We start from the raw sequence: 25,833 nt of genomic DNA on the forward strand, positions 1-25,833 counted from the left end.
CTTTAGCATTAACATATTCAGCAAAACCCCTAATAAATTTATGAAGTATTTTTCACTTATGTCCTGCCTGATTTTTATACTATTTTTTGGCTGTAATGAGGTAAATCCCAAAGGCGAAAAGCAGGTAATTAAGTTTGTAAAACAATGGAATGAAGCGCACACCCAGCTAAAGTCACCTTACCTAAAAGACTACTATATGGCTGTGGTAACCTATTACGGAAAAGAGCGCACCAGAACGCAAGTACAGGAAAATAAAAATTTTCTATTTCAGCAATTTCCAGATTATACCCAAACCATTTTAAATGATAAAATGATCATTACCAAAGAGGCTGGAAACTTTTTAGTATCATTTACCAAACATGTTAGTTACGATGGAATAGAAGCCGATTACACCTCGTTTCTTTCTGTAATGAATAAGAATGGCGATTTTAAAATATTGCGAGAAGGCGTTGATGAAAATATTGAAAATTTAGATGCGCCCATTTTTCCAAGTTTTTTAGAAAATAATGTCATTCTTTCTAATAAAAGAAAACTTTATGGCGATTTTAATGGCGATGGACTATCGGATTTTGCAACGGTAATTTCACCAGAAATAATAACAGCTAGAAATGCAGATAAACAAGTTAAAAATGCTGTAGAATGTATAGGAGGTTGCAGCAGCGTAATTATGTTTAGTAATACCGATCTAAACCCTATAACTATTAATGATGCCTACCAATCGCAATTAGAAAATCTGAAAGATCTAAACGGTGATGGTGCTGACGAGATTGGTTTTTGGGATATAAAACCGACTTCTAAAAGCCTATATGTTTTTAATGCCACCAATGGCATGTTACTTACAGAACCCATTGTAATTAACACCGCTGTTCATAAAAACCTGAAACTTATTGACGTTTTTAAAAAAACAGGACCCAATAAAATCACGGTAACACGCAGTGTAGAAGTTGACGGAAAGTGGCGTTTAAAAAGTGAAGTGGTTCTTTTGGATTAAGTAAAACTACCGATTTTGAAATTTAGTTAGTATGCTTTCTTAAAGGTAACTTTTGAATCCAGGACACCATTAATTTTGTAGTTTTATAAAGCGTATAGTATTTTAAAAGATAATTTTATCAAAAATTTAGGCACTATGTTACAAACTGTTTTATTACCCCGCGAAATTTATGCTTCAGAAGAACATAAAATGATGCAACAAATGATTCAAGATTTCATTACCAATGAAATTATAGATCAGCTGGACGAATGGGAAAAAAACGGCATGGTTTCCCGAGAAATCTGGGAACGTGCTGGCGAATTAGGCCTACTTTGTATCGATATGCCAGAAAAATATGGTGGCAGCGGATTAGATTTCAGCTTCAGCGCCTTATTCATTGAAGAACTCGGAAGGGAAGGCATCACAGGTGTCGGTTTTTCATTACATTCAGATATCGTGGCTCCTTATCTTTTAAAATATGGAACCGAAGCGCAAAAGCAAAAATATCTCCCGCAAATGGCAACTGGAAAAATGATTACAGCCATCGGCATGACCGAGCCCAACTGTGGTAGCGATCTAAAAGCCATCACAACAAATGCCGTTGATAAAGGCGATCATTATCTCGTAAACGGACAAAAAACCTTTATCACCAATGGCTACATGTCAGATATGTCCATCGTAGCCGTGAAAACCCATGTGGGAACAGACCAAGAAGGCGTATCCTTATTACTCATGGAAAGCAAATGGGACGGCTTTGAAAAAGGCATTCCGTTTAAAAAAATCGGCATGAAAGCCCAAGATACCTGCGAGCTGTTTTTTGATAACGTCAAAGTTCCCAAAGAGAATTTATTAGGAGAAGAAGGACAAGGTTTCAAAATCATGATGACCGAATTGGCAAGAGAACGATTAACCGTCGGACTCAACGCCATTGGTGGAGCAGAAGGCGCTATTGAAAAAACCATAGCCTACACATCTTCCAGAACCGCGTTCAAGCAACCCATTGCTGGATTCCAAAATACCCAATTTAAATTAGCCGAATGTGCCACACAATTACAAATCCATCAAGCCTTTTTAGATCGTTGTACACTGTTATTATCAGAGCATAAATTAACAGCCGAAAGTGCCTCCATGGCAAAATATTCCGCCACCGAAATGCATGGCAAAGTAGTGGATGAATGTTTACAATTATTTGGTGGTTACGGTTATATGTGGGATTATCCAATTGCCAGAATGTACGCAGACAACCGTGTAGCCAGGATTTACGCAGGAACCAACGAAATTATGAAATTACTCATTGCTCGTGGTTTGTTCAAAGAATTGTTTCAAGCCATGAAGTCCAATAAGAAAAAGTAATTAGCTATATTTTCACTATTCACTATTCACTATTCACTATTCATCAAAAGAATGCTTAAAATTCGAATCATTACATGTTTATTTTTAAAACTCCCAAACCTGGCCTATCGAAGATATATCGTAAAATTTGAAATGCAGATGGCGTAAAATTTTAGATAGCCTGTCTTGAGCGCAGTCGAAAGGTTTGAGCACGCAAAATTTTGATGTAATCTATATGTATCAAGCAAGTTCCTAAAATTTAGGCATCAAATGATAAATTTAGATATGGGTTCGTAAGCCTAGACTTTTTTGTTTCTTTTTTGGGCAATGCAAATCGAAGATTCACGAACACCACCAATAAAATAGATAGGAGTGGTGAGTAAAAAAGAAAACTTCAAAAATATCTGACTATTAACTTTGTCTTGGACAATATTGAAAAAAACCTACTCAAACTTATGTCGTTGTTCCGCAACAGAAGACGCATTCAACAACTCATGAAAAACCTTAATACTATTAAAATCACGGGTAATTTCTCCAGAAACCGCAATGCCTGAAATACCTGTTTCTAAAATAGCTTTAACATCATCCGTTTTTATGCCGCCAACACCAATAATAGGCGTTTCGGTTTTTAAAGCTTTCATAATAGTTTTATAACCATCCAAACCTAAAACGGGTGCTAAATTATCTTTAGTTGTTGTAAACCGAAAAGGTCCTAAACTAATATAATCAACATCTTTACTAATTAACGTTTCACAATCTTCCAAGGTATTTGCGGTACCGCCAATCATTTGCCAAGTGTATATATGCATTCTAGCTATAGTAGGGCAGACGTCCGTTTTTCCTAAATGCACACCATCCGCTTTAATTTCTTTGGCTAGTTTGTAGTTGTCGTTTATTATCAATCGCGTTTGAAAATGCGATGTTATTTCTCTAACGGCAACAGCTAATTCCAACCATTCTTTTTCAGGAACATTTTTCAAACGTAATTGCACTAATTCCGCACCAGATGAACAGGCCATTTGGATGTTTTCCAGATGTTCTTGTGTTGAATTTCCTTGAGATATATAATGTAGTTTGGGTATGATCATGTCGTGTTTTTTATTTCTGGAATATGTTTGCAAGATAAATACTTTAGATGGGAAATGGGAATCAAATTTTCTGTTTTTAGCTTAATGAATAAACATACACTACAAACTAAAACATTAGTTCAAACTAATTAATTAGTTATATTTGTTTGTATCTTATTTCTAATTTTATGAAACATATTCTCTTACCGCTTATTTTTTTATCCTGTGGTTTAGCAGCAGTAGCCCAAAGCACAACCTATTTTAAACACCTAATTTTTCGTGAAACACCATTTTCCAAAACCGAAGGAAGAATCCCACTAACAGAAGCGGTAGCCCAAAAAGTCAATCATTTTAAACTAGACTATGATTCATCTAATAGATTAATAACCGTTGAATATAAATACGCCCAAAGTCTAATCGACTTAAACAGAAGCGGTATTCTAGACGGTAAAAGAGCATTGGCTCCAAAAACGCAAATACTTTATACCGAAAATACCGAAACACGCTTGTTTTTTGATGCCGATAATCAACCAACAACCAATGGTATGGGTGTATTTAAAGAAGTATATGCCTATAATAAAAATGGAAAACGAATAGGTTTAAAGTATTTCAACAAAAATGATGAACCTATAAATAACAGCTGGAATATTTTTGAATACACCTGGAAACACATCAACACCAATTCGGTATTAGAAACCAGAAAGGATGTATCTGGTGTACAGGTTACTATGCGTCCGTATTATAAATTCTATAACGTGCTATACAAATTCAATGACAACGGCATGTTACAATCCATGAACAACGTCAATGAAAATATGGAGCTCGTAAATGATGAAACAGGAATCGCCATCGATAAAGCCATATATGATAAAAACAAAAACCTCGTACGATTTAAGTTTTTCAATGCCGAAAACAAACCAGCAGTTGGTTCATTTTTAGGAACAGCTGGCGGTTTCGCTACCTATGACACCAATGGAAATTGTCTAAAATACGCCACCGTTGGTTTAGACGGAAACTACAAAGTGGATATAAGGAGTAATGATGCGTACTCAAAATATAAGTTTGACAGTATAGGGAATCTAATCGCCTATAGCAGTTATGATATCCATAACAAAATACAGAACAAGAGAGGCGTTACAAGCGTAAAATATATCTACGATCAAGATAATCCAGTACAGCTTTTAAAAACCGAACTATACCATACCACACCCAATAAAACCGTTACGGACACTATTCTGAACAAGTTCAATACCAAAATTGAAAAAGAAAAGCTAGTCGAAGATTTTAATCAAGTTTTAGAAACCTTAAAAGACCATCCCTCACAATTTCAATTCACAGATAAAGCATCCTATGAAAACCTGGTAAACACGCAACGCGGTAAATTAAAAGATTCCATGACGGTTACCGAATTTTATCAAGTAACAGCACCTATAGTTACAAGTTTAGGCTGTTTACATACGCGTATGATTGATACGCGCTTTTTCAGAACACCTCAAAAGTATTGGTTACCACTAATCGTGTGGTTTAAAGATGAAAAAATGTATGCCCTAAACAATTGTGTCGAAAATACAGAAATGAACGCAGGCTCTGAAATTTTAGAAATTAACGGAATCACATCCAGTAACATATATCAAACACTAAAAACAACTATCTCGGCAGATGCCTTCAATCAAAATTTTTACCGAGCCGATTTAAATGTGAACTTTTTATACTACTACCACAGTTATTTTGGTTTTGCTTCAGAATACACCATAAAATTCAAGCCATATAATGCTGAAAATGAAATTACCACAACCTTTCTAATTGACGAGCCGGCTCCTAATTATAAAGTAGACATCATCAATACCCCAAGATTAGGCATAGTGATGAACAAAGAAAAGAAAACCGCTATCATCAAGATTAAGAATTTCAATTATTTCCCAACAGGCAGGGAAAATATTGATTTTTTTAAAGAGACCATAGACACCTATATGAAACAAATACAAGATGAAAACATATCAAAAGTGGTTTTTGATTTAAGAGGAAATAGAGGAGGAAACCCAGAATGCACCACATATATACTTTCCTATATAATTGATAAAGAAATTAATTTTTATGAAGATAATCAGCTCAACAAAAGCCGAAACAGACCCATTACCGTAAAACCCCAAACCACCAATAACAGTAGTAATCGTAAAATATATATGCTCACAGATGGGCGTTCTGCCTCGGCAACCGCACAAATGTTAGCCGTTGTAAAATACAATCAGTTAGCCACTATCCTAGGCGAAGAAACAGGAGGCACCTACAGCACACATCCTGGTAGAGCGGTCCCATCAACTAAAAACACAAAACTGGCTTTACAAATAGGCACAGAACGGGAATCTGTTCATGTTCCTAAATTGGCACTAGACCAAGGTATCCTTCCAAATAAAATGATTCCGATGACGTTAGAAAATCTATTAGAAAATAAGGATCTGTTGTTAGACTATATTTTTGATGACTGAATCGGTGTTTAATACAATGTTAATGACATAGATTTGTTTTAAAAAGTAATCACTTACAGGATAATTACATATTAAAAGTGTTTTATAATGTTCTGCGCTATGTAACTTGAGCTTTAGTAAAAGCTTAAGTTTAATACTTCTTTTTTTATATTTTTTTCTTGACAAAAGTTTCTCTAAAATAATAATGAAACCGAGATTACAAGGTTCATGAATTCTTTAAAAAAACAATGAGCAAGCAATGAATAAACACTATTTTTACGAAGCTACGATAGGAGAGTGGTGTGATGGATGTGGAATTTAGTAGGAAGTCAAAACTAACTAGAATATTTAATTCTTACAATTTGTTTAAATTGCAGTTAATCTAATTAATAATTTCATAAATTTAAATAGACAAACTAGGTTATTTATATGAATAATAAAACGACAATTTCTGACAATGATTTTCCTGGACTTTTCATAAGTGCAGATTATACTTCCAAAAAAGCTCAAAATTTTTTCTTAATAATGAATGCTACATTATTAATTGTTCTAATAATTACAGCTTTTGTTTCTGAAAATTTTAATCAAACAATTTTAAAAAATGTTACTTTTTTTTTATTACTAGTAGCATTAATTCTGAATATAATTATTTATTACTCTCAATTTGAAAAGACATGGTACGAAGGTAGAGCTGTAGCAGAGTCAATTAAAACCTTAAGTTGGAAATATATGATGATTTCAAGACCTTTTGAAACTTCAAATGAAAGCGAAGCGGATAAAATTTTTTTAGATTATTTAAATTCGCTAATTGGTAAAAAAAAATCTTTTTTTGATTTAGTTGGTGGGAAGTTTTCTTCTGTCAATCAAATCACTGTTAAAATGAGAAATGTCCGGAACTTAAATTATGATAAAAGACTAAATATTTACTCAACGGAAAGGTTAAAAAATCAATTGCATTGGTATAAAAAAAAATCTAATACAAATCGAACTAAAAAGACTTATTTATTCCTGTTGAATGCATGTCTAATAATTTTTATTTTAGCAGCTATAGCATTCGATTTTGAATGGATTGAAAGAATTAAAATGGTATCATTCTTAATTACTTTTATAACTTCAATACTAGCTTGGATGCAAATTAAGAATTATCAAGAATTAAGTTATTCTTATGCTTTAACAGCGCATGAGTTAAGTATTATTAGGTCAAAAACAAAGCTAGTTGACTCTGAATCAAAATTGAGTGATTTTGTAGATGACTCAGAAACAGCTATATCCCGTGAGCATACCATGTGGTTAGCTAGAAGAGATCATCTGCATCTTTTTGATAAATAGCTTTTAAAGAGTTTATGAATTCAAGTAATAATTGCTTTTAATTAGTTCAACCATAAAAAAATACGTGTAAAATTTATTACATTTATAATCTCCCTAAAATTAATTACAATTCTTTAATAATAAACCTATTTAATCCAATGTGTAATGTGATAAAATAAATAATAAGAATACAACTTATAAAATTTGCTATGGCTAGAAAATGTTACATTTCTTTCAAAACTGAAAATATTGCTTATAAAAATCATATGCAAAATAGTATGCATATAGAAATGATTGATAGATCGCTTAATGAACCTATTGATTCTTATGATGAAGATTATATATTAAATAAAATACGAAATGAGTATTTATCAGACACTACTGTAACAATTCATCTAATAGGTTCTTTTAGTGCTGAAAATAGAGGTCTTCAAGAGCAGAGATTTATAAAACGTGAATTACAAGCTTCTTTGTATAATGGTCAAGGAAATACTAAAAATGGAATACTAGGAATAGTGCTCCCAGAAATGTATAGAGCAATTTATGGTGATTCATATAATTGCAATGTTTGTGGTGGTTCACATAGTTATGTAGGAATTAATGATTCAACAACTATTAAAGAGTTTAGTGCTAATCATTATATTCAAAATACCGCTAACAATAAATGCTCTTGGTATGAAGACGAAAGATATTGTGTTTTGGTAAAGTGGGATGATTTCATAGTTAAACCTGAAGAATACATCGAATTTGCTTTTCAAAAAAGAAGTCATCCAATAGCTGATAAAACTAAAGTAAGACCACAATAACTTTAAATGAAAGGAATATTAAAATTAATAATAGGTGGAATTACAACAAAATTAGTTGTTGATCATTTTAACAAAAATAATGAAATTCCTCAAAGGAGAATTTTTATAAGTCATTCATGGAAGAAGGGAAGTGATGATTATAATCAGTTAATAAATAAATTATTAGATACAAATATTCCGTTTTATAATCATTCAATTCCAGTAGACAGAGCTTTCGACGAAAACAGGAAGATGGAGTTGGAAAAAATATTTAGGAAGAAAATGATTAATTGTAGTAAAATTTTTGTTTTAGCAACAAGGGGAATTAAGAATGATACTTTTGTAATGACAGAAATTAAAATTGCAAAATCACTAAAAAAAGAAATCATAGCTGTTAAACCTTATGGGCAAAACGGTATTCCTACTTTTATAAGAAAAAACTCCAATAAAATTATAAGTAATAATATTAATTCAATAAAAGAAGCTTTAAGATAATATATGAATGCATTAAATAGATACTATTGGCCAACGAAATATGAATCTAGAGATTCATTTATTAACCAAAACGTAAAATGTGTTTTTATCTCTTATCAAAATAATGATAAGAATGAAGCAAAAAAGATAGCTGATTATCTTATTTCTGCAGGCATAAATGTCTATTTTGATGAGTATGATGGTGATTTGAAAAGAACAAACCAAAGTAGTCAACCAAATAAAGTAACTGATTCATTATGTAAAGGAATTAATAATAGTACTCATATGTTGGTAGTTGTTTCTCCCACAACAATAATATCAAAATGGGTTCCTTTTGAAATTGGTTATGGTTATGATAAGACGGATATAGCAGTACTTTGCCTAAAGGGAATTCCCAAAAATACATTACCCGAATATATCAGAACCTCAAAAGTGATTAGAGATATTTATGATTTAAATACTGAGATAAGTAATATTAAGGGAGTTCCAAAGGATTTACTTTTAGAGAATTTTACAATTAGAAAACATAACTATTCTTATCATGATTTGAAGAATGTTATGGATGAAATTATAACTTAATTGATAGAAATAACATGATTAAATGGGCTGATTTTTTAGTTTCTAAAGAAAAATGGATTTTTAATACTAAATCGATTGATAGTTTTATTGTGCATAACGATAATGGGGATACGGTTTCGAAAGGCTATGAAAAAAATAGAAGTTGGATTGTAAAACACTTAAAAGAAGGAAAAACTTTCTGTTGCATTTACTTAGATGTTGACGGTAAATGGTCGAAGGGTGGTGGTTTAACCTTAACTGTTAAGGGAGGTTTAAGCTGGTCTGAAAATTTACCTCTAATACTTCCTAAAAGAAAATCGTTTATTAGCTATTACCATAACGACGATAAAGATTATAAAAAGAAATTTTATAACTTAACTTCAGATTTAATTATCAATAAATCAGTTGAAGATGGTGATATTAAATCTGAAAATGGACCAGAATATGTAAAACAACTCATAAATAATGGGTACTTAAGTGATACCACAGTTTTAGTTGTTTTATTAGGTCCAAAAACAAAATGTAGAAAGCATGTAGATTGGGAAATTAGTGGAGCTTTAAATTATAAAGTTGGAGACACTTATAGTGGTTTATTAGGTTTGAAACTGCCTTCCCATCCAGATTTCGGAACAGGTAAATACTCTTATATGTTGCAACCTCAAAGACTAACCGACAACCTTAAAACATACTATGCTGTAATTAGAGACTACACTACTGATCGAAAAAAACTTCAGGAGTACATTGAATTGGCTTATAAAAATAGAGCATCTAAAGCTGATAAGAGATTAAATTCTAGAATTCAAATGAAAAGTAATACTTGTAGTTAATTTTTAATAATATGAATAAAAACAAACCTAAAAGAATATTAGCATTAGATGGTGGAGGGATAAGAGGAGCATTAACATTGGGCTTTTTAGAAAAAATAGAGGAAATAGTTAGAGAAAAAGAAAATAATCCTAAACTAAAATTATGTGATTATTTTGATTTAATTGGAGGAACTAGTACAGGAGCAATTATTGCAGCAGGACTATCTATAGGTATGTCAGCATCAGAAATTAAAGATCTTTATCTGAACATTGGTGATAAAATTTTTGGTAAAAAGCGTAGTTGGTTATTGAATCCATTTAAGAGGTATAAGGCTAAGTTTGATTATAAACCTTTAGATGAAGAGTTAAAAAAAGTATTTGGAGATATTTCTATTGGGAGTAATAAAATAAAAACAGGATTATGTATTATTACCAAAAGAGCAGATACGTTAAGCACTTGGCCGATAATAAATCATCCTAATGGCAAGTTTTTTAATGAACTTAAAGATAAAAATAATAACGTAATCGGTAGAGCTAACAAAGATATTTTATTAAGAGAAGCTGTTCGTGCAAGTGCAGCTGCACCTAGTTATTTTATTCCTCAAACAATAAAAGTAAAAAACCACACTGAATTTGGAACTTTCATAGATGGTGGTATAAGTTTAGCGAATAATCCTTCTTTACAATTATTTTTAGTTGCAACATTAAGTGAATTCCCGTATAAATGGAAAACGGGTGAAGATAATATTTCACTTATATCCATTGGAACAGGTACTCACAAAAAAAAATATAATGCCAAAAAAGTTGCAAAAAAAGGACTACTAGGTTGGGCAAAAATGATACCAGAACTTTTTATGGAAGATGCAAACTATTTAAATCAAACTATTTTACAATATCTCTCCAATTCACCTACACCAAGAATAATTGATTCTGAAATATTAGACTTAAAAAATGATTTAGTCACTGAAAAACCAGCTTTACATTATTTAAGGTATAACGTTATGCTGGATAATGATGAGTTAAATAATTTAGGCTTTAAATTTAAAAAAAACGAAATAGAATCATTGCATGAGATGTCAGAATCTAAAAATAAAGAAGTTCTTTATAAAATAGGCTCAGAAGCAGCAAATAGATACATTAATCCAGTCCACATTAAATAATATTATGGAAAAGACATGCTTTGTAATTATTGGATTTGGAATTAAAACAGATTTTGAAACGGGAAGAAGTTTAAATTTAGATAGAACATTCGAAAACATAATAAAACCGGTCTTTGATGATTTAGATATTTTATGTTATCGAGCTTGTGATTTAGAGCAATCCGGAGTTATAGATAAAAAAATGTATGAGAATATTTTGAAAGCAGATTTTGTAGTTGCTGATATTTCAACATTAAATCCAAATGCTATTTATGAATTAGGTGTTAGACACGCACTAAAACCAAATACTACAATTGTAATCGCAGAAGACAAATTAAAAATTCCATTTGATGTAAATCATGTGTTCATTCATTCATACAAGCATTTGGAAGAAGATATTGGTGTTACAGAAGCTGAAAGGTTTAAAGCTCATTTAAAAAAACAGGTCGAAAAATTTATAGCTGAACCAGAGGTTGATAGCCCTATTTACACTTTTATTCCAAATTTAATTCCTCCAAGTTTTACTGAAGATGAAATTGAAGATATAAAAGAAAGTATTGATAAGTCACATTCAACATCAGATTTGGTTGAACAAGCTGAAAAGAAGAAAAATGAGAAAAAATATGATGTTGCAAAAGATTTATTAAAAGCTGCTCTTCTCAATAAACCGAATGATAGTTTTATAATACAACGCCTTGCCTTAATTACATATAAATCTAAGGAACCATCAGAATTAGAAGCCTTAAATGAAGCATTAGGGTATTTAGAGCAACTAAATCCAATTGATACAACTGACCCTGAAACCTTAGGTTTATTAGGAGCTATTAATAAACGACTATATGAGCAAACAAATGATGAGAATTTTATAGATAAATCGAGACATTATTATGAAAGGGGATTCTATGTTAAACAAGATTATTATAATGGTATTAATGTAGCCTTCTTGTATTTATTGAAAGCAAGTTTAAGTGAAAATAAATTTGATATTTATGCTAACTATGGTCAGGCAAGAAAAGTATGGATTGAGATTATAACAAAGTGGAGTAGAGTAGTTGAGTCTGATAAATTTGAAGATCGAGGAGATAAAGAATGGATATATCTCACTTTAGCAGAAGCACATTTTGGTTTACAAAACAAAGAACAAGAGGAAAGATATTTTGAATTGGCTATCAAATTACCTAATACAGCTTTTGCAAGAGCTTCTTATAACGATCAAAAAGAAAAATTATCAATAATAATTAATCAAAAAACACTAAAAAAATTAAAAGATTTATAAACTATATTAAGTTATGAGGGTTTGGCTATGATATTTTATATCCTATTCAAGGAAAGATAGCACTGATTACGCATATAATCTATCAAATCATTTTTTAAATAAAGGAATGGATGTTTAAACTTATCCAGTAACCGCAACCATCATGGTATTGCTTTGCGCAAGCTCATAAAGTTCCGTGCTAATTTACTAGTTAAACAAAAACCACCACAACCATCAGTCCCCAAAATAAAACAACAACAATAAACCTCAAGCCATTCCCCAACCATTTTCAGAAATAGTGAGCTTCAAATTTAAGTCAACTTTCCATCACAAGGGAGTTACGAACCAAGTATAATTAACAATCCAAATTAATCTAAAGAAAAAAGCGAGCGTCACGCAGTGAACTGCGAAGCACATCACGAATACCAAAAGAAAATAAAAACGCATGAGTAACTGCGAAGCACATCATGAGTTCAAATAAAAAATATTAACGCACGAATAATTCCTTTAAATGGTTTTGATTTTTTGGTTCGTTTTGCATCAAGGCAACTGCGTAGCACATCATGAGTTCCAATAAAAAATATAAACGCACGAATAAAATGAACGTAATACTATAAAAAATCCGGAGCAAGGAATTATGAATCAATTCTATTTAACAATCTAAAATTCTAAAAAGTAAAAACCCAAACGCTACGCATTACTTATAAATCAAAACCAAACAAAAAACCCACTCCAGAACATCCAGAGCAGGTTTCTCATAATCATCCCACCAAAGGCAGGCACAAAAAAAAGAGGGTTTAACCAGTAACGGCAACCTTCATGGTATTGCTTTGCGCAAACTCATAAAGTTCCGTATTAATTTCCTGGTAAAATACAATTCCAATACTCACAAATAGTGCAGAAGTAGCAGGAATAGCACCCAAGGCAGTCAAATCAACAGTAAGCGAGGTATCACCACCTACCATACCACCTAGTGGTATAGCAGCACTAATATCAGTACCACCAAGCCCATTAACAGTTTCATCAACCGGTTCATAGGTATTAGTTGCAGACTCATAGCTGTAATTACTCACATAACCAGCAGCAAGCACCAATTTAAAGTGGGTAGCACCTTCAGGAGCCGTAATAAAAGCATCCGTATTAAAGTCCACTACTTTCCATTTCGCCAAATCACGAGCGGGATCAATTTCCGGCAACGTATAAGGCGCATAAAACACACTTTTAAAAGGAAGCTGTTTGTTAAATTCAAAGTTGCGAAACATGTCTCGCATAGCAACCACATCAATATCACGCTCGCCACGTTTCCCGGCACCAGTGCTATTAATGCGTTTCATCAGGCCACTCACACGCGCACTCAAATACGAGTCGCCCATCAGTTTCACCATATTGGCAAACCCATCCCTAAAAGCCTTACCAGCTCGGGCGGAACCGCCAAATTCCATCATATTTTCCCGCGTTCGTTTATACGCAGGATCACGCATAATACGGTTTTTACTCACTTGGCTCTTGGTTTTTACCAAACTCTCGCCATTCTGTCTGTAAAACGTCAACCCATCCAGGGTGCCGTCCAGTCTAATAAATGATTTATTTCTTGCCATAATTAAAAGTTTTAGAACTGTGAGCACAGGCAATAGAGCGCAACACAATTTGGTTAATAAAAAGGAACAGACAACCATCTAATTCCCACATAGTAAAGAGGGCTAAAAATTAATTAAGTGAGAGAATAATAACATATCGATATCCCAAAACAGTAATAAGCAACCTCGCGAATCGTCACAAACTACCAGTCTGGAAATCAAACATATAAAATATATTTTTAATGCATCACAACTTTCAATTATCTGATTATCAGTAAAATATAGAAATATCAAACAATTCGTCAAAAAAACAGCTAAAACCCAAGCGTAATTTTATAATATTCTCATCGTCAGTCGAATACAAGATAAATATTCAATAAAAATGAAAACATTACAAAAACCCCAAATCTGTCAGAAATACCAAACAAAAACCAACAATAGAGGAGGAGCCAACCATGAAATATCAAGTCCAAAACAAGCAGTAAACCATAAACCACCACAACAGTAAGTCCCCAATCTAAAGCAACCATAAGTCCCCAAATTAAAAGAACAGCAATAAACCTCAAGCCATTCCCCAACCATTTTCAGAAATAGTGAGCTACCAAGCTTTAGTAAACCAGACAAAACAAGGAAGTTAAGAACCAAAGTAATTTAACATTCCAAAGTAGCAAAAAGAAAAAAGCGAACGTCACGCAGTAAACCACCACAACCATAAGTCCCCAAATTAAAAGAACAGCAATAAACCTCAAGCCATTCCCCAACCATTTTCAGAAATAGTGAGCTTCAAATCAAAGTAAACCTTCCACCACAAGGGAGTTACGAAGCAAGTATTTTTAACATTCAAAAATAACGTAAAGAAAAAAGCAAACGTCAAAAGCAAGCCATAAACCAAAGCAGCAGTAAGTCCCCAAATTAAAACAGCAGCAATGAACCTCAAGCCATTCCCCAACCATTTTCAGAAATAGTGAGCTTCAAAACAAGGTAAACCTTCCATCACAAGGGAGTTATGAAAGAAAGTAATTTAACATTCCAAATTATCATCAAAAAAAAAGCGAACGTCACGCAGTGATTTCCTTTAAATGGTTTTGATCTTTTGGTTCGTTTTGCATCAAGGCAAAATGAACAAAGTATAATTAATACTACAAAACCTCAAGCCATTCCCCAACCATTTTCAGAAATAGTGAGCTTCAAATCAAAGTAAACCTTCCACCACAAGGGAGTTACGAAGCAAGAATTTTTAACATTCAAAAATAACGTAAAGAAAAAAGCAAACGTCACGCAGTGAACCACCACAACCATAAGTCCCCAAATAAAATCCACCATCCAAAATACCAAGCACTTTCCCCAACCATTTTCAGAAATAGTGAGCTTCAAAACAAGGTAAACCTTCCATCTCAAGGGAGTTAAGAACCAAGTACATTTAACAATACAAAATATCGTAAAGAAAAAAGCGAGCGGTACGCAGTAATTTCCTTTAAAGGGTTTTGATCTTTTGGTTCGTTTTGCATCAAGGCAAAATGAACAAAGTATAATTTACACTACAAAACAGCAAGCACTTTCCCCAACCATTTTCAGAAATAGTGAGCTACCAAGCTCTAATAAACCTTCCAAATCAAGGGAGTTAAGAACCAAAGTAATTTAACATTCCAAAGTAGTAAAAACAAAAAAGCGAACGTCACGCAGGAAAATGCGGAGCATTCACGAATACCTAAAAATAAAATAACGTGCATGAGTAATTTCCTTTAAAGGGTTTTGATTTTTTGGGTAGCCTGTCCAGAGCAAAGCGAAGGATCCGCATCAAGGCAACTGCGAAGCACATCATGAATACCAATAGAAAATAAAAACGTATGAATAAAATGAACATAATAAAAGTTTTGCATCAATTCAACTGCGAAGCATATCATGAGTTCCATTAAAAAATATTAACGCACGAATAATTCCTTTAAATGGTTTTGATCTCCTGCCTGCCGGCAGGCAGATTTGGGTAGCCTGTCCAGAGCAAAGCGAAGGATCCGCATCAAGGCAACTGCGAAGCACATCATGAGTTCCAATAAAAAATGTTAACGCACGAATAAAATGAACGGAATAAAGTTAAGTATCCAAAACAAGTGTATTACTAACCAAAGTAATTAAACAATCCAAAGTAACGTATAGAAAAATCGAACGTCACGCAGTAAACCACAATCCACCACAACAGTAAGTCCTCAAATAAATTTAACAGCAATAAACCTCAAGCACTTTCCCCAACCATTTTCAGAAATAGTGAGCTTCAAAACAAGGTAAACCTTCCATCTCAAGGGAGTTAAGAACCAAGTACATTTAACAATACAAAATATCGTAAAGAAAAAAGCGAGCGGTACGCAGTAATTTCCTTTAAAGGGTTTTGATCTTTTGGGTAGCCTGTCCAGAGCAAAGCGAAGGATCCGCATCAAGGCAACTGCGAAGCACATCATGAATACCAATAGAAAATAAAAACGTATGAATAAAATGAACGTAATATTATAAAAATTCCAAAGCAAGTAATTAGGAACCAAATTAATTTAACAATCTAAAGTAACATAAAGAAAAAAAGCGAACGTCACGCAGTGAACTGCGAAGCACATCATGAGTTCCAATAAAAAATGTTAACGCACGAATAAAATGAACGTAATAAAGGCTAATAAGCTCTAATAAACCAGACAAAACAAGGGAGTTATGAACGAAACTAATTTAACAATCCAAAATAACGTAAAGAAAAAAAGCGAACGTCACGCAGTGAACTGCGAAGCACATCACGAATACCAAAAGAAAATAAAAACGCATGAGTAACTGCGAAGCACATCATGAGTTCAAATAAAAAATATTAACGCACGAATAATTCCTAAAAAATGGTTTTGATCTTTTGGTTCTTTTGTATCAACGAAATCGAAGATTCACGAACACAAACAATAAAATAGAGAAGTGTGGTGAGTACAAAAGAATGAAATATACTTTTTATTCCAATTCAACGAAGTCATAAACCAAGTATATTTATTAATCCAAAAGTCTCTAAAGAAAAAAGCGATAGTTTCCCTAACGTTTCCTTCGGGTTTAAGTCGGGTTTAAGTCGGGTTTAAGTCGGGTTTAAGTCGGGTTTCCTTCGGGTTTAATTCGGGTCCAATTCGGGTCAACATATAAAACCACTACAAAACACCCTAAAAACCCATCGCATGAGAATCGCGTATTTATAAAATTACGCACAAGTATGCAGAATATAGCAATTATAAGAATCAATAATAAACGCATAAATCAGTAGATATGTAAATGATTACCAAAGCACCAGATGTTTGTAGCGTAAACACGTTAGATTCCAAAATCTATTTATAGTTAGTTAATACCTAATCACAATTAGCTTGTACATAATCATTTCCGATATAAGTCTAAAGACGTTATATCAATGATTATGTCAAATACCGCGAAAAGCGCTATTCCCCTAATTGTTATAATATGTTCTATAATTTATATTATGTAAAATAGAATATTCTAGAATTAGGGATGCGTTTAAAACATCCCTCTATTCTAATTCTTTATAACTATTCTTTCAAACTCGCCATATCAATTACAAAACGATACTTCACATCGTTTTTAGTTACACGTTCAAAAGCATCGTTGATATCTTGCATATCAATCATTTCTATATCCGAAACAATATTATGCTCACCACAGAAATCTAACATCTCTTGGGTTTCTTTAATACCACCAATTAATGATCCAGCAACACGTTTACGTCCCATAACCAAACTACCACCATTAAATTCTTTCATCGGTTCAATAGCACCAACCAATACCATGGTCGAGTCTATTTTCAATAAATTCAAATACGGATCCATAGCATGACCAACTGGAATGGTATTCAATATAAAGTCGAAACTATTCGCATGTGCTTTCATCGCGTCTTGATCTTTGGAAATCAACACCTCATGAGCACCTAATCGCTCCGCATCTTCCGCTTTCTCTGGCGAAGTTGTAATCATCACCACGTGAGCACCCAAAGCATTGGCAAACTTCACACCCATATGTCCCAGTCCTCCCAAACCAACAATACCTACCTTATCACCTTTCTTCACCTTCCAATGACGCAATGGCGACCAAGTGGTAATTCCAGCACAAAGCAATGGTGCTGCACCTTTTGGATCTATATTTTCTGGAACGCGCAGTACAAATTCCTGATCGCAAACCACAGATGTTGAATAACCACCATAGGTTTGTCCACCCATATGTATGTCTGGACTGTTGTAGGTAAATGTCGCGCCTTTTTCACAAAATTGCTCTAAATCCTGTTCGCAACTATGGCAAGTCTGGCAAGAATCTACCATACAACCAACACCAACTAATTCCCCTACTTTAAAATTGCTCACATCACTCCCAACGGCTGTTATGCGACCAACAATTTCATGACCAGGAATCACCGGATATTTGGAACCTTTCCAATCATTTCTAACGGTGTGAATATCCGAATGGCAAACGCCACTATATAATATATCAATCTTTACATCGGCAGCTTTCAAGTCGCGACGTTCAATATCCATAGGTTCTAAATTGGCCGTGGCACTATTAGCACCATAAGCTTTTACGGTCTCTTTCATAGTTTTTTATGTTTTGTTGTGTCTTCTTTTTTGTGAATGTATAAGATACCACTCAAATTAAAGACTTAATAATTTCTTCTATTAATCTTATGTTATTTTTTCATAATCCGTGTAGCCTTTTTTACCAGGCACATAAAACGTGTCAGTATCCCATTTGGCTAATTCCAGGTTTTGCTCAAAGCGTTCCACCAAATCAGGATTAGAAATTAACGGTTTTCCAAAAGCCACCAAATCAGCATCTCCACGTTCTAAAACCGCATTGCCACTCGCCTGCTTAAAATTGGTGTTAATCATTAACGTCCCTTTATAAATCGGTCTGTACCGTTTAGCAATTTCAGTTTCCGCAAATGGCACGTCCGATACATCGTTAAACGGTTCAGATAAATGCACATAGGCTAAATCGTAACCATTCAATCTATCAATAATATAGTCGAATGTCGGAAGCGTTTCTTCATCTACCGTTATACCAAACATACCATGAGCAGACGGATTAAAGCGAACACCTATTCTATTTTCAGGCATAACCGACTTGATAGCATCCAATACCTCAAAGAAAAAACGCGCACGATTCTCTTGGCTTCCACCATAATCATCCGTTCTGGTATTAGAACACCTACTAAAAAACTGATGAAATAAATACCCGTTAGATGAATGTATTTCCACACCATCAAACCCAGCTTCCATGGCGTTTTTGGCTGCATTCTTGAAATCTAAAATGGTTTGATCAATATTGGCTTGTGTCATCGCCTTTGGCGTAACCGTATCTTTAAAACCCGTTGGTGTATAGGATTGTACCTTTGGATTGATAGCCGAAGGTGCTACAGGTAAATTCCCATCATGAAAATCAGGATGCGAAATCCGGCCTACATGCCATAACTGTATAAATATCTTACCACCTTCATCATGAACCGCTTTAGTTACGAGCTTCCACCCTTCTACTTGCTGTTGCGTATGGATACCTGGTGTATTCACATAACCAACCGCTTGCTCCGAAACTTGCGAGCCTTCGGTAATAATCAATCCAGCCGAAGCACGTTGGGCATAATAAGTGGCTTGTAAATCTTGCGTAGGAACTTTGCCGGCATTAACGGCACGACTCCGCGTCATAGGTGCCATAACCACGCGGTTTTTTAAGGTAATACTAGTGTTGAGTTTATAAGGTTCTAATAAGGCTTGTTTCTTGGTCATATATGTCTTTTGAAGTTAGATATGTATTGTTTTACAAAAATACGAAGCAATTCAGAAATAGATGAACAAGAAACGACTTATGGCTGTTAAATTTTCCTTAAGATTGTAATGGGTTTTATAAAATAGTAATGCGGACTTTCTTCTTTTTTAAACGCGAATTATTGGTTTTTTCAACAAGCGCAGTGGCCTTCTTTTTAGGGACAGCCACAAAAGCACAATCTTGTTTTAATTCAATAACACCTACTTCATGCTTTTCCAAATCCCCTTGTTTAAATAGTAAACCTGCAATATCACCTTTCGAAATTTTATCTTTTCTCCCTCCTGAAATAAATAAAGTACACCATTCAGATTCCAATTTTTTAGGTTTTCCGTCCAATTTAACTACTTGATTGGTGTCAATAAATTCCGGTAAATACTCTTCGGCCCATTGCATAACATAAGCAGTTCCTTTGGCATTCATTCGGGCTGTTCTACCGTTTCTGTGCGTGAATTCTTCAGCTTTTAATGGTAGCTGATAATGAATAATATAATTCAATTCAGGAATATCTAAACCGCGCGCTGCCAAATCGGTGGCGATGATTATTTGATGGGTTCCATTTCGAAATTTAATCAAAGCACGCTCCCGATCAATCTGTTCCATACCGCCGTAAAAACAACCGTGAGGAATATTTTGCGTATTTAGAAAATCGCTTACATATTGAATGGTATCCTTATAATTACAAAAAATAATACCTGGTTTATTCCCAATGTCATAAAGTAAATCTGCTAATGTTTGAAGTTTATCTTTAATAGGCGATAGCACTTTTTTAATTTGAATATTCGACAACTTGGTATCTAAATAATCTATAACTAATTCATTGTAAAGCCCTACGAATTCAGGAATTTCTAACCCTTGTGTAGCAGAAGTTAACACACGTTTCTCAATCTGTGGAAGGTTTTCTATAATCTCGCGCATTTCGCCTTCAAAACCAATCTCTAACGATTTATCAAACTCATCTAAAACTAACGTTTTAATGTCCGCAACTGAAAACGTTCCGCGACGTAAATGATCAGCCACACGACCAGGCGTTCCAATTAATATAGCTGGAGTATGTGCCAATTCCAATTTATCTTTTGAAAACGGTCGTCCACCATAAACCGCATTGGCTTTAAAACCGGTTCCCATTTCACGAATAACCTGTTCAATTTGAATGGCTAACTCGCGTGATGGTACTAAAATTAGCAACTGCACATTAGGACACTTAATATCCAATGCGGCTAATGTTGGCAGCAGAAAAGCTAGGGTTTTACCTGTTCCTGTTGGCGATAAAACAACCGTATTTTCAGCATTTTCTATAGCCAACAAGGCATCTTCTTGCATATCGTTTAAGGATGCAATTTGAAGTTTTGCTAAAATGTCTTGCTGTCCTTTAATGGAATTGGCCATAGTGTTATTGGTTTTTATGCGGCAAAGATACAGACTGTTTGCTTGTATTTAGAAGTTAATGTTATAGAAATATACAGAATAAGAAATATTTTGCGCATTATACAAAGTATAATCAACGAATTTGCCTAAACAAAATGATTACATTTGTGGTTATTAGAATTCTTTTGATATTTTACCTTATGAATGAATTTTTCACGAACCATACCGAGAATATATATATACTCATTGGGGTTACTATTATATGTGTTTTTCTCTTTATAGCGTTAAATAAGGTTTCTAAGCGCATTGAAAAAAAAGCAATAGAAAAAGGATATAGCGATTTTGCCAATCTCAACTTAATTAATAAAATCATTAAAATTGGCATTGTATTATTTTATCTTTTTATGGTGGCTTATCTTCTAGCTGATCAAAGTGAATTCAATATTATTGCTATAAACATTAAGAAAACCAGTTATTTAACCCTTGTTTTTATTATAACTAGTGTTGGTTACACCGTTTCAAATACGTTGTTTAATAGGATTATTAAACGGAAGGATAATCCAACGACTGTAAAGTTTTTAAAATATGTTGCTGCCTTTATAATTATAGTCATTGGTATTGCTTTTGCTGCCATGGCATTTCCATCGCTTAAAAGTATTGCCTCTACAGCACTTGGTGGTGCCGGAATTATTGCTGCTATTATTGGTTTAGCTTCACAAGAAGCGCTAGCCAATATTATTGGTGGTTTTTTTATCATTATGTTTAAGCCGTTCCAAATTTATGATACTATTAAAATTTCCAATGAAATGGTTGGCACCGTTATGGACATTACCTTACGTCATACCATTATTAAAGATTATAATAATAAAATGATTGTGGTTCCAAACGCGATCATTAATAAGGAGAAAATAGCGAATTATAATTTAGGTGATAAAAAATACTGTCAATATATAGAGCTTTCTATTTCTTACGATAGTGATGTGGATTTAGCAAAAAAAATTATTCAGGAAGATTGCGAAAAACATCCGAGTAATATAGATAACCGAACTAAAGTGGATAAGCTGAATAATGTTCCAAAAGTTCGTGTGCGGGTCATTAGTTTAGAAGATTCTCATGTAGCCATTCGTGCTTGGGTTTGGACTAGTGAATTTGGACTGGCATTTGACATGAAATGCGATTTATTAGAGTCGATTAAAAAACGATTTGATAAAGAAGGTATTGAAATTCCATTTCCCTACCGCACCATTATTACTAAAAACATGAATACAATTCCAGTTCAGAACGAATCCATAAACTAATTAAAATCAGTGATTTAAAATTAATTAGGAGGGTTTTTAAAACTCTAACAAAATTTTATGATTCTTTATCCGCAAATTATTCTATTTTCGGCCGATGCAAAAATAATATTTTGCAATTAATAACGTTAGTTGGTTTTAAACCGCAAGTTGCAGCCTATGAAATCATGTATTGCACTCCTTACTTTTTGCCTAGCTTTCAATAGTTATGGGCAAATTCTTTCGCCAAGTGGCGTATCTCCTAATCTTTTAAATTTTGTGGCTAGTAGTCATGAGTTATTAGAAACCTACGCGGCTGAAGCTGAAAAGGCTTTTTTGGTTGTAGAACCGGAAGAAACTGTAGATATTACAACTGATTATTGGGATACCAGTAAACTCAAAGTTATTTATGATACGGAGATTAAATTTCCGATTCATTTACAATTTAATGAAACAAATTATGTGTCGCCTATCTCAAAAAATAAGGTTATAACGTCTCGTTATGGCTGGAGAAGAGGTCGCGCTCATAAAGGAATTGATATTGATTTAGCAACAGGTGATAGTCTTTTTGCTATGTTTGATGGCGTTGTTCGTTTTGCAAATTACAGTTCAGGACACGGAAGTTCTGTGGTAGTGCGTCATTTTAATGGTTTGGAAACGGCTTATGCGCATTTATCAAAATTAGGTGTTAAAGAAAATGATTCTGTTAACGCCGGAGCTTATTTAGGTAAAGGCGGTACGTCTGGAAATGCGCGTGGGAGTCATTTACATTTAGAAATGAGCTATATGGGAATTAATATTAACCCAGAATATTTAATTGACTTTACAGATGAAAATCAAATCCGATCTCAAGAAATTTGGATTACAAAGGATTGGACCAGACCGGAATTACATAATAGTAAGCAACAGAGTGATTTGGATTTACTTACCTTAAAATCGCAAGCAATTGCTGCAGCCAAAAAGCCTAAAAAAGTATATGTAGTAAAAAGTGGCGATACACTTTCGCGTATTTCTTCTAGAAATCATATCAGTATTGCAGCTTTGTGCAAATTAAATAAAATCAATAAAAACGCCACTTTAAAAATTGGTCAGAAATTGGTTGTTATTTAAAAATTATTAGAAAAATGATAGTTTCAAAAAGGCGAACGTGAGTTCGTCTTTTTTTGTTAAAAAAATTATATTCTACTGCATAGAAAGTCGGTCTTGTTTTATTAAAATTCTGTATTTTGCGGCGTTCATATAAAATCAATAATCGTGAAAGTTTGTATTGCCGAAAAGCCCAGTGTTGCCCGTGAAATTGCATCTGTATTAGGTGCAAACATCCGTCATGATGGCTATTTTGAAGGCAATGGCTACTATGTAACCTTCACCTTTGGGCATTTGTGCACCTTGATGGAGCCAAACGATTATAAACCGCATTGGAAAAGTTGGGATTTGAATAATTTGCCCATGCTACCTGAAAAATTCAAAACCAAGGTCGTAGCGAATTCAGGGATTCAAAAGCAATTCAAAATTGTAAAAAGCCTCTTTGATAAAGCCGATTTGGTTATAAATTGTGGGGATGCTGGGCAAGAAGGAGAACTTATTCAACGCTGGGTTATGGACCAAGCCAATTATAAAGGACCCATTCAGCGTTTATGGATCTCATCTTTAACTACAGAAGCTATTAAGGAAGGATTTGAAAACTTAAAACCTTCTGCTGATTATGATAATTTGTATTATGCTGGATTTTCAAGAGCTATTGGCGACTGGCTTTTAGGCATGAATGCGACGCGATTGTACACTTTAAAACATGGCGGTTATAAACAAGTATTATCCGTCGGGCGTGTTCAAACACCAACTTTAGCCATGGTTGTGAATCGTTTTAAAGAAATTGAAAACTTTATATCTCAACCCTATTGGGAACTGCAAACATTGTATCGTGATACGGTATTTAGTTACGAAGACGGCCGTTTTTTGAAAATGGAAGATGGAGAAATTTTAGCGCTTAAAGTTCAGGAATCTGATTTTGAAATTCTTTCAACCACCAAGAAAAAAGGTAAGGAATATGCGCCGAAACTTTTCGATTTAACTGGGTTACAAGTGCATTGTAATAAGCGTTTCGGCTTTACAGCAGATGAAACTTTAAAACTTGTTCAAACCTTATATGAACAAAAAGTGGTGACCTATCCTAGAGTAGATACCACATTTTTACCAAATGATGTGTATCCTAAAGTGGCAGGAATTCTTAAGAACTTAACTAATTATGCCGCTTTAACCCAACCACTTTTAGGAAAGAAAATTAAAAAATCTTCCAAAGTATTTAATGATAAAAAAGTAACAGATCACCATGCTATTATACCCACAGGCGTAGAAAGCAGATTGCAATACAACCAACAACAAGTTTACAATAGTATAGTAAAACGTTTTATCGCTGTTTTTTATGATGATTGTGATGTGTCCAACACTACGGTAATTGGTCAAGCGGCTGATGTTAAGTTCAAAATAACGGGAAAAGAAATTTTAAAGAAAGGTTGGCGCGTGGTGTTCGAGAATCCAGAAAAGGATATAAAAGCAGCAGATATTTTACCTTCTTTTGTTGCGGGCGAAAAAGGGCCTCATGAGCCTTCTTTTTTAGAAAAACAAACCAAACCACCTAATCAATTTACGGAAGCTACCCTCCTACGCGCCATGGAAACCGCAGGAAAACAAATAGATGATGAAGAATTGCGTGAACTCATGAAAGAAAATGGCATTGGCAGACCATCCACGCGTGCCAATATTATTGAAACGCTTTTTAAACGCAAATATATAATTCGAAATAAAAAACAGGTTTTACCAACAACAACAGGAATTCAATTAATTGATACCATTCAAAATGATATTTTAAAATCGGCCGAACTTACCGGAACCTGGGAGAAACAATTAAAAGATATTGAAAAGGGGACTTTTAAAGCGAGCACATTTATCAACAATATGAAGCACATGGTGGATGAATTGGTTTATGAAGTAAGAAGTGAAACCAATCGTGCTAATATTTCACACGCTACAACTACCCAACGAAAAGTAGATAAGCCTAAAGCGAAAAGTATTAATACCGCCAAAGGCATGTCATCAGAAACTTGTCCGAAATGTAAAATAGGCAAACTCATAAAGGGGAAATCTGCTTATGGATGCTCTGATTATAAATCAGGATGTACGTTTGTTTTACCTTTTCAGGTTCATGACAAGAAAATTTCCGAAAAGCAATTTATACGATTACTTCAAAAAGGATCCACGGTTAATTTAAAAGGTTTTAAAACAGAATCTGCAACTGTTGAAGGTTTGTTGCGTTTTGATGACGATTTTAACTTGGTACTAGAACCTAAAAAACGCAAACAAGCTGCCGTACCGGATAAGATTATATGTCCTAAATGCCAACAGGGGCATATTGTAAAAGGACAAACGGCTTATGGATGTACCAAATATAATAAAGGATGCGATTTCTTACTTCCCTTTGAAACACTCCGGAAAAAAGCAGAAGGAAAAAAAATGACGCGGGAATTGGTGCTTGAAATCATTCATAAACATGCTTAATAGCGTTTAATTTCATAGATTGTGATAAATATCATATTTATAATCACCTCTAGAATATATTTTTACATATT

Annotated in this window: 19 protein-coding genes; 14 read left to right on the forward strand and 5 right to left on the reverse strand. The window is 33.8% G+C overall.

Going from position 1 to position 25,833, the window contains the following annotated elements:
* Positions 1-40 precede the first annotated feature (40 nt).
* Positions 41-991 carry a hypothetical protein gene (locus ES674_RS11900; RefSeq protein WP_148404266.1) on the forward strand — a complete coding sequence of 317 codons (951 nt, stop codon included), beginning with the start codon at positions 41-43 and terminating at the stop codon, positions 989-991.
* 135 nt (positions 992-1,126) lie between these two features.
* Positions 1,127-2,323 carry an acyl-CoA dehydrogenase family protein gene (locus ES674_RS11905; RefSeq protein ID WP_148404267.1) on the forward strand — a complete coding sequence of 399 codons (1,197 nt, stop codon included), beginning with the start codon at positions 1,127-1,129 and terminating at the stop codon, positions 2,321-2,323.
* Between the two features lie 422 nt (positions 2,324-2,745).
* Here ES674_RS11905 and thiE read toward each other — a convergent pair whose 3' ends face one another.
* Complete coding sequence (gene thiE, locus ES674_RS11910) at positions 2,746-3,390, reverse strand: thiamine phosphate synthase (RefSeq protein WP_148404268.1); 645 nt, start codon at positions 3,388-3,390, stop codon at positions 2,746-2,748.
* 167 nt (positions 3,391-3,557) lie between these two features.
* On the opposite strand from thiE, the gene ES674_RS11915 reads away from it, so the two are divergent.
* From ES674_RS11915 to ES674_RS11950, 8 genes are all read left to right on the forward strand, one after another.
* Positions 3,558-5,855: a S41 family peptidase gene (locus ES674_RS11915; RefSeq protein ID WP_148404269.1), complete on the forward strand. Its 2,298-nt coding sequence runs from the start codon at positions 3,558-3,560 to the stop codon at positions 5,853-5,855.
* 408 nt (positions 5,856-6,263) lie between these two features.
* Positions 6,264-7,163, forward strand: coding sequence for a DUF4231 domain-containing protein (locus ES674_RS11920; RefSeq protein WP_148404270.1), 900 nt, complete (start codon positions 6,264-6,266; stop codon positions 7,161-7,163).
* 188 nt (positions 7,164-7,351) lie between these two features.
* The gene (locus ES674_RS11925; protein ID WP_148404271.1) at positions 7,352-7,948 is read left to right on the forward strand and encodes a TIR domain-containing protein; all 597 of its coding nucleotides are present in this window, start codon (positions 7,352-7,354) and stop codon (positions 7,946-7,948) included.
* Between the two features lie 6 nt (positions 7,949-7,954).
* The gene (locus ES674_RS11930) at positions 7,955-8,422 is read left to right on the forward strand and encodes a TIR domain-containing protein (RefSeq protein WP_148404272.1); all 468 of its coding nucleotides are present in this window, start codon (positions 7,955-7,957) and stop codon (positions 8,420-8,422) included.
* Between the two features lie 3 nt (positions 8,423-8,425).
* Positions 8,426-8,980: a toll/interleukin-1 receptor domain-containing protein gene (locus tag ES674_RS11935; protein ID WP_148404273.1), complete on the forward strand. Its 555-nt coding sequence runs from the start codon at positions 8,426-8,428 to the stop codon at positions 8,978-8,980.
* Positions 8,981-8,994: 14 nt separating this feature from the next.
* A complete protein-coding gene (locus ES674_RS11940; RefSeq protein ID WP_211359290.1) occupies positions 8,995-9,786 on the forward strand; it encodes a TIR domain-containing protein in 792 nt (263 codons plus the stop codon).
* 11 nt (positions 9,787-9,797) lie between these two features.
* The gene (locus tag ES674_RS11945) at positions 9,798-10,925 is read left to right on the forward strand and encodes a patatin-like phospholipase family protein (protein WP_148404274.1); all 1,128 of its coding nucleotides are present in this window, start codon (positions 9,798-9,800) and stop codon (positions 10,923-10,925) included.
* Between the two features lie 4 nt (positions 10,926-10,929).
* Complete coding sequence (locus tag ES674_RS11950) at positions 10,930-12,180, forward strand: tetratricopeptide repeat-containing protein (RefSeq protein WP_148404275.1); 1,251 nt, start codon at positions 10,930-10,932, stop codon at positions 12,178-12,180.
* 776 nt (positions 12,181-12,956) lie between these two features.
* On the opposite strand, the gene ES674_RS11955 is transcribed toward ES674_RS11950, so the two are convergent.
* Positions 12,957-13,757, reverse strand: coding sequence for a hypothetical protein (locus ES674_RS11955; RefSeq protein ID WP_148404276.1), 801 nt, complete (start codon positions 13,755-13,757; stop codon positions 12,957-12,959).
* A gap of 361 nt (positions 13,758-14,118) precedes the next feature.
* Between ES674_RS11955 and ES674_RS15720 the strand changes: the two genes are divergently transcribed.
* On the forward strand, positions 14,119-14,244 hold the full coding sequence (locus tag ES674_RS15720; protein WP_262712264.1) for a hypothetical protein: 126 nt from the start codon (positions 14,119-14,121) through the stop codon (positions 14,242-14,244).
* 3,043 nt (positions 14,245-17,287) lie between these two features.
* Here the strand turns inward: ES674_RS15720 and ES674_RS11960 are convergent.
* From ES674_RS11960 to ES674_RS11970, 3 genes are all read right to left on the reverse strand, one after another.
* Positions 17,288-18,340, reverse strand: coding sequence for an NAD(P)-dependent alcohol dehydrogenase (locus ES674_RS11960; protein ID WP_148404277.1), 1,053 nt, complete (start codon positions 18,338-18,340; stop codon positions 17,288-17,290).
* Positions 18,341-18,427: 87 nt separating this feature from the next.
* Positions 18,428-19,528: an alkene reductase gene (locus ES674_RS11965; protein ID WP_148404278.1), complete on the reverse strand. Its 1,101-nt coding sequence runs from the start codon at positions 19,526-19,528 to the stop codon at positions 18,428-18,430.
* Positions 19,529-19,643: 115 nt separating this feature from the next.
* Positions 19,644-20,954: a DEAD/DEAH box helicase gene (locus ES674_RS11970; RefSeq protein WP_148404279.1), complete on the reverse strand. Its 1,311-nt coding sequence runs from the start codon at positions 20,952-20,954 to the stop codon at positions 19,644-19,646.
* Between the two features lie 179 nt (positions 20,955-21,133).
* Here ES674_RS11970 and ES674_RS11975 point away from each other — a divergent pair, with 179 nt between their 5' ends.
* The 3 genes from ES674_RS11975 (at position 21,134) to ES674_RS11985 (ending at position 25,762) form a co-directional block, all read left to right on the forward strand.
* The gene (locus tag ES674_RS11975; RefSeq protein WP_246126034.1) at positions 21,134-22,231 is read left to right on the forward strand and encodes a mechanosensitive ion channel family protein; all 1,098 of its coding nucleotides are present in this window, start codon (positions 21,134-21,136) and stop codon (positions 22,229-22,231) included.
* Positions 22,232-22,387: 156 nt separating this feature from the next.
* On the forward strand, positions 22,388-23,317 hold the full coding sequence (locus tag ES674_RS11980; protein ID WP_148404281.1) for a M23 family metallopeptidase: 930 nt from the start codon (positions 22,388-22,390) through the stop codon (positions 23,315-23,317).
* Positions 23,318-23,461: 144 nt separating this feature from the next.
* Positions 23,462-25,762 (forward strand): type IA DNA topoisomerase, encoded by a 2,301-nt coding sequence (locus tag ES674_RS11985; protein WP_148404282.1) that lies wholly within the window; start codon positions 23,462-23,464, stop codon positions 25,760-25,762.
* The last annotated feature ends 71 nt before the right edge of the window (positions 25,763-25,833 follow it).

The sequence above is a fragment of the Bizionia myxarmorum genome, assembly GCF_008086205.1.
GTDB classification, from domain to species: domain Bacteria; phylum Bacteroidota; class Bacteroidia; order Flavobacteriales; family Flavobacteriaceae; genus Algorimicrobium; species Algorimicrobium myxarmorum.

Coding starts and splice junctions, on each gene's coding strand:
- ES674_RS15720 (WP_262712264.1), top strand. CDS start 14,119: ATGAAAACATTACAAAAACCCCAAATCTGTCAGAAATACCAAACAAAA.
- ES674_RS11970 (WP_148404279.1), bottom strand. CDS start 20,954: ATGGCCAATTCCATTAAAGGACAGCAAGACATTTTAGCAAAACTTCAA.
- ES674_RS11905 (WP_148404267.1), top strand. CDS start 1,127: ATGTTACAAACTGTTTTATTACCCCGCGAAATTTATGCTTCAGAAGAA.
- ES674_RS11950 (WP_148404275.1), top strand. CDS start 10,930: ATGGAAAAGACATGCTTTGTAATTATTGGATTTGGAATTAAAACAGAT.
- ES674_RS11955 (WP_148404276.1), bottom strand. CDS start 13,757: ATGGCAAGAAATAAATCATTTATTAGACTGGACGGCACCCTGGATGGG.
- ES674_RS11915 (WP_148404269.1), top strand. CDS start 3,558: ATGAAACATATTCTCTTACCGCTTATTTTTTTATCCTGTGGTTTAGCA.
- ES674_RS11945 (WP_148404274.1), top strand. CDS start 9,798: ATGAATAAAAACAAACCTAAAAGAATATTAGCATTAGATGGTGGAGGG.
- ES674_RS11940 (WP_211359290.1), top strand. CDS start 8,995: ATGATTAAATGGGCTGATTTTTTAGTTTCTAAAGAAAAATGGATTTTT.
- ES674_RS11900 (WP_148404266.1), top strand. CDS start 41: ATGAAGTATTTTTCACTTATGTCCTGCCTGATTTTTATACTATTTTTT.
- thiE (WP_148404268.1), bottom strand. CDS start 3,390: ATGATCATACCCAAACTACATTATATATCTCAAGGAAATTCAACACAA.
- ES674_RS11980 (WP_148404281.1), top strand. CDS start 22,388: ATGAAATCATGTATTGCACTCCTTACTTTTTGCCTAGCTTTCAATAGT.
- ES674_RS11935 (WP_148404273.1), top strand. CDS start 8,426: ATGAATGCATTAAATAGATACTATTGGCCAACGAAATATGAATCTAGA.
- ES674_RS11960 (WP_148404277.1), bottom strand. CDS start 18,340: ATGAAAGAGACCGTAAAAGCTTATGGTGCTAATAGTGCCACGGCCAAT.
- ES674_RS11925 (WP_148404271.1), top strand. CDS start 7,352: ATGGCTAGAAAATGTTACATTTCTTTCAAAACTGAAAATATTGCTTAT.
- ES674_RS11930 (WP_148404272.1), top strand. CDS start 7,955: ATGAAAGGAATATTAAAATTAATAATAGGTGGAATTACAACAAAATTA.
- ES674_RS11975 (WP_246126034.1), top strand. CDS start 21,134: ATGAATGAATTTTTCACGAACCATACCGAGAATATATATATACTCATT.
- ES674_RS11920 (WP_148404270.1), top strand. CDS start 6,264: ATGAATAATAAAACGACAATTTCTGACAATGATTTTCCTGGACTTTTC.
- ES674_RS11965 (WP_148404278.1), bottom strand. CDS start 19,528: ATGACCAAGAAACAAGCCTTATTAGAACCTTATAAACTCAACACTAGT.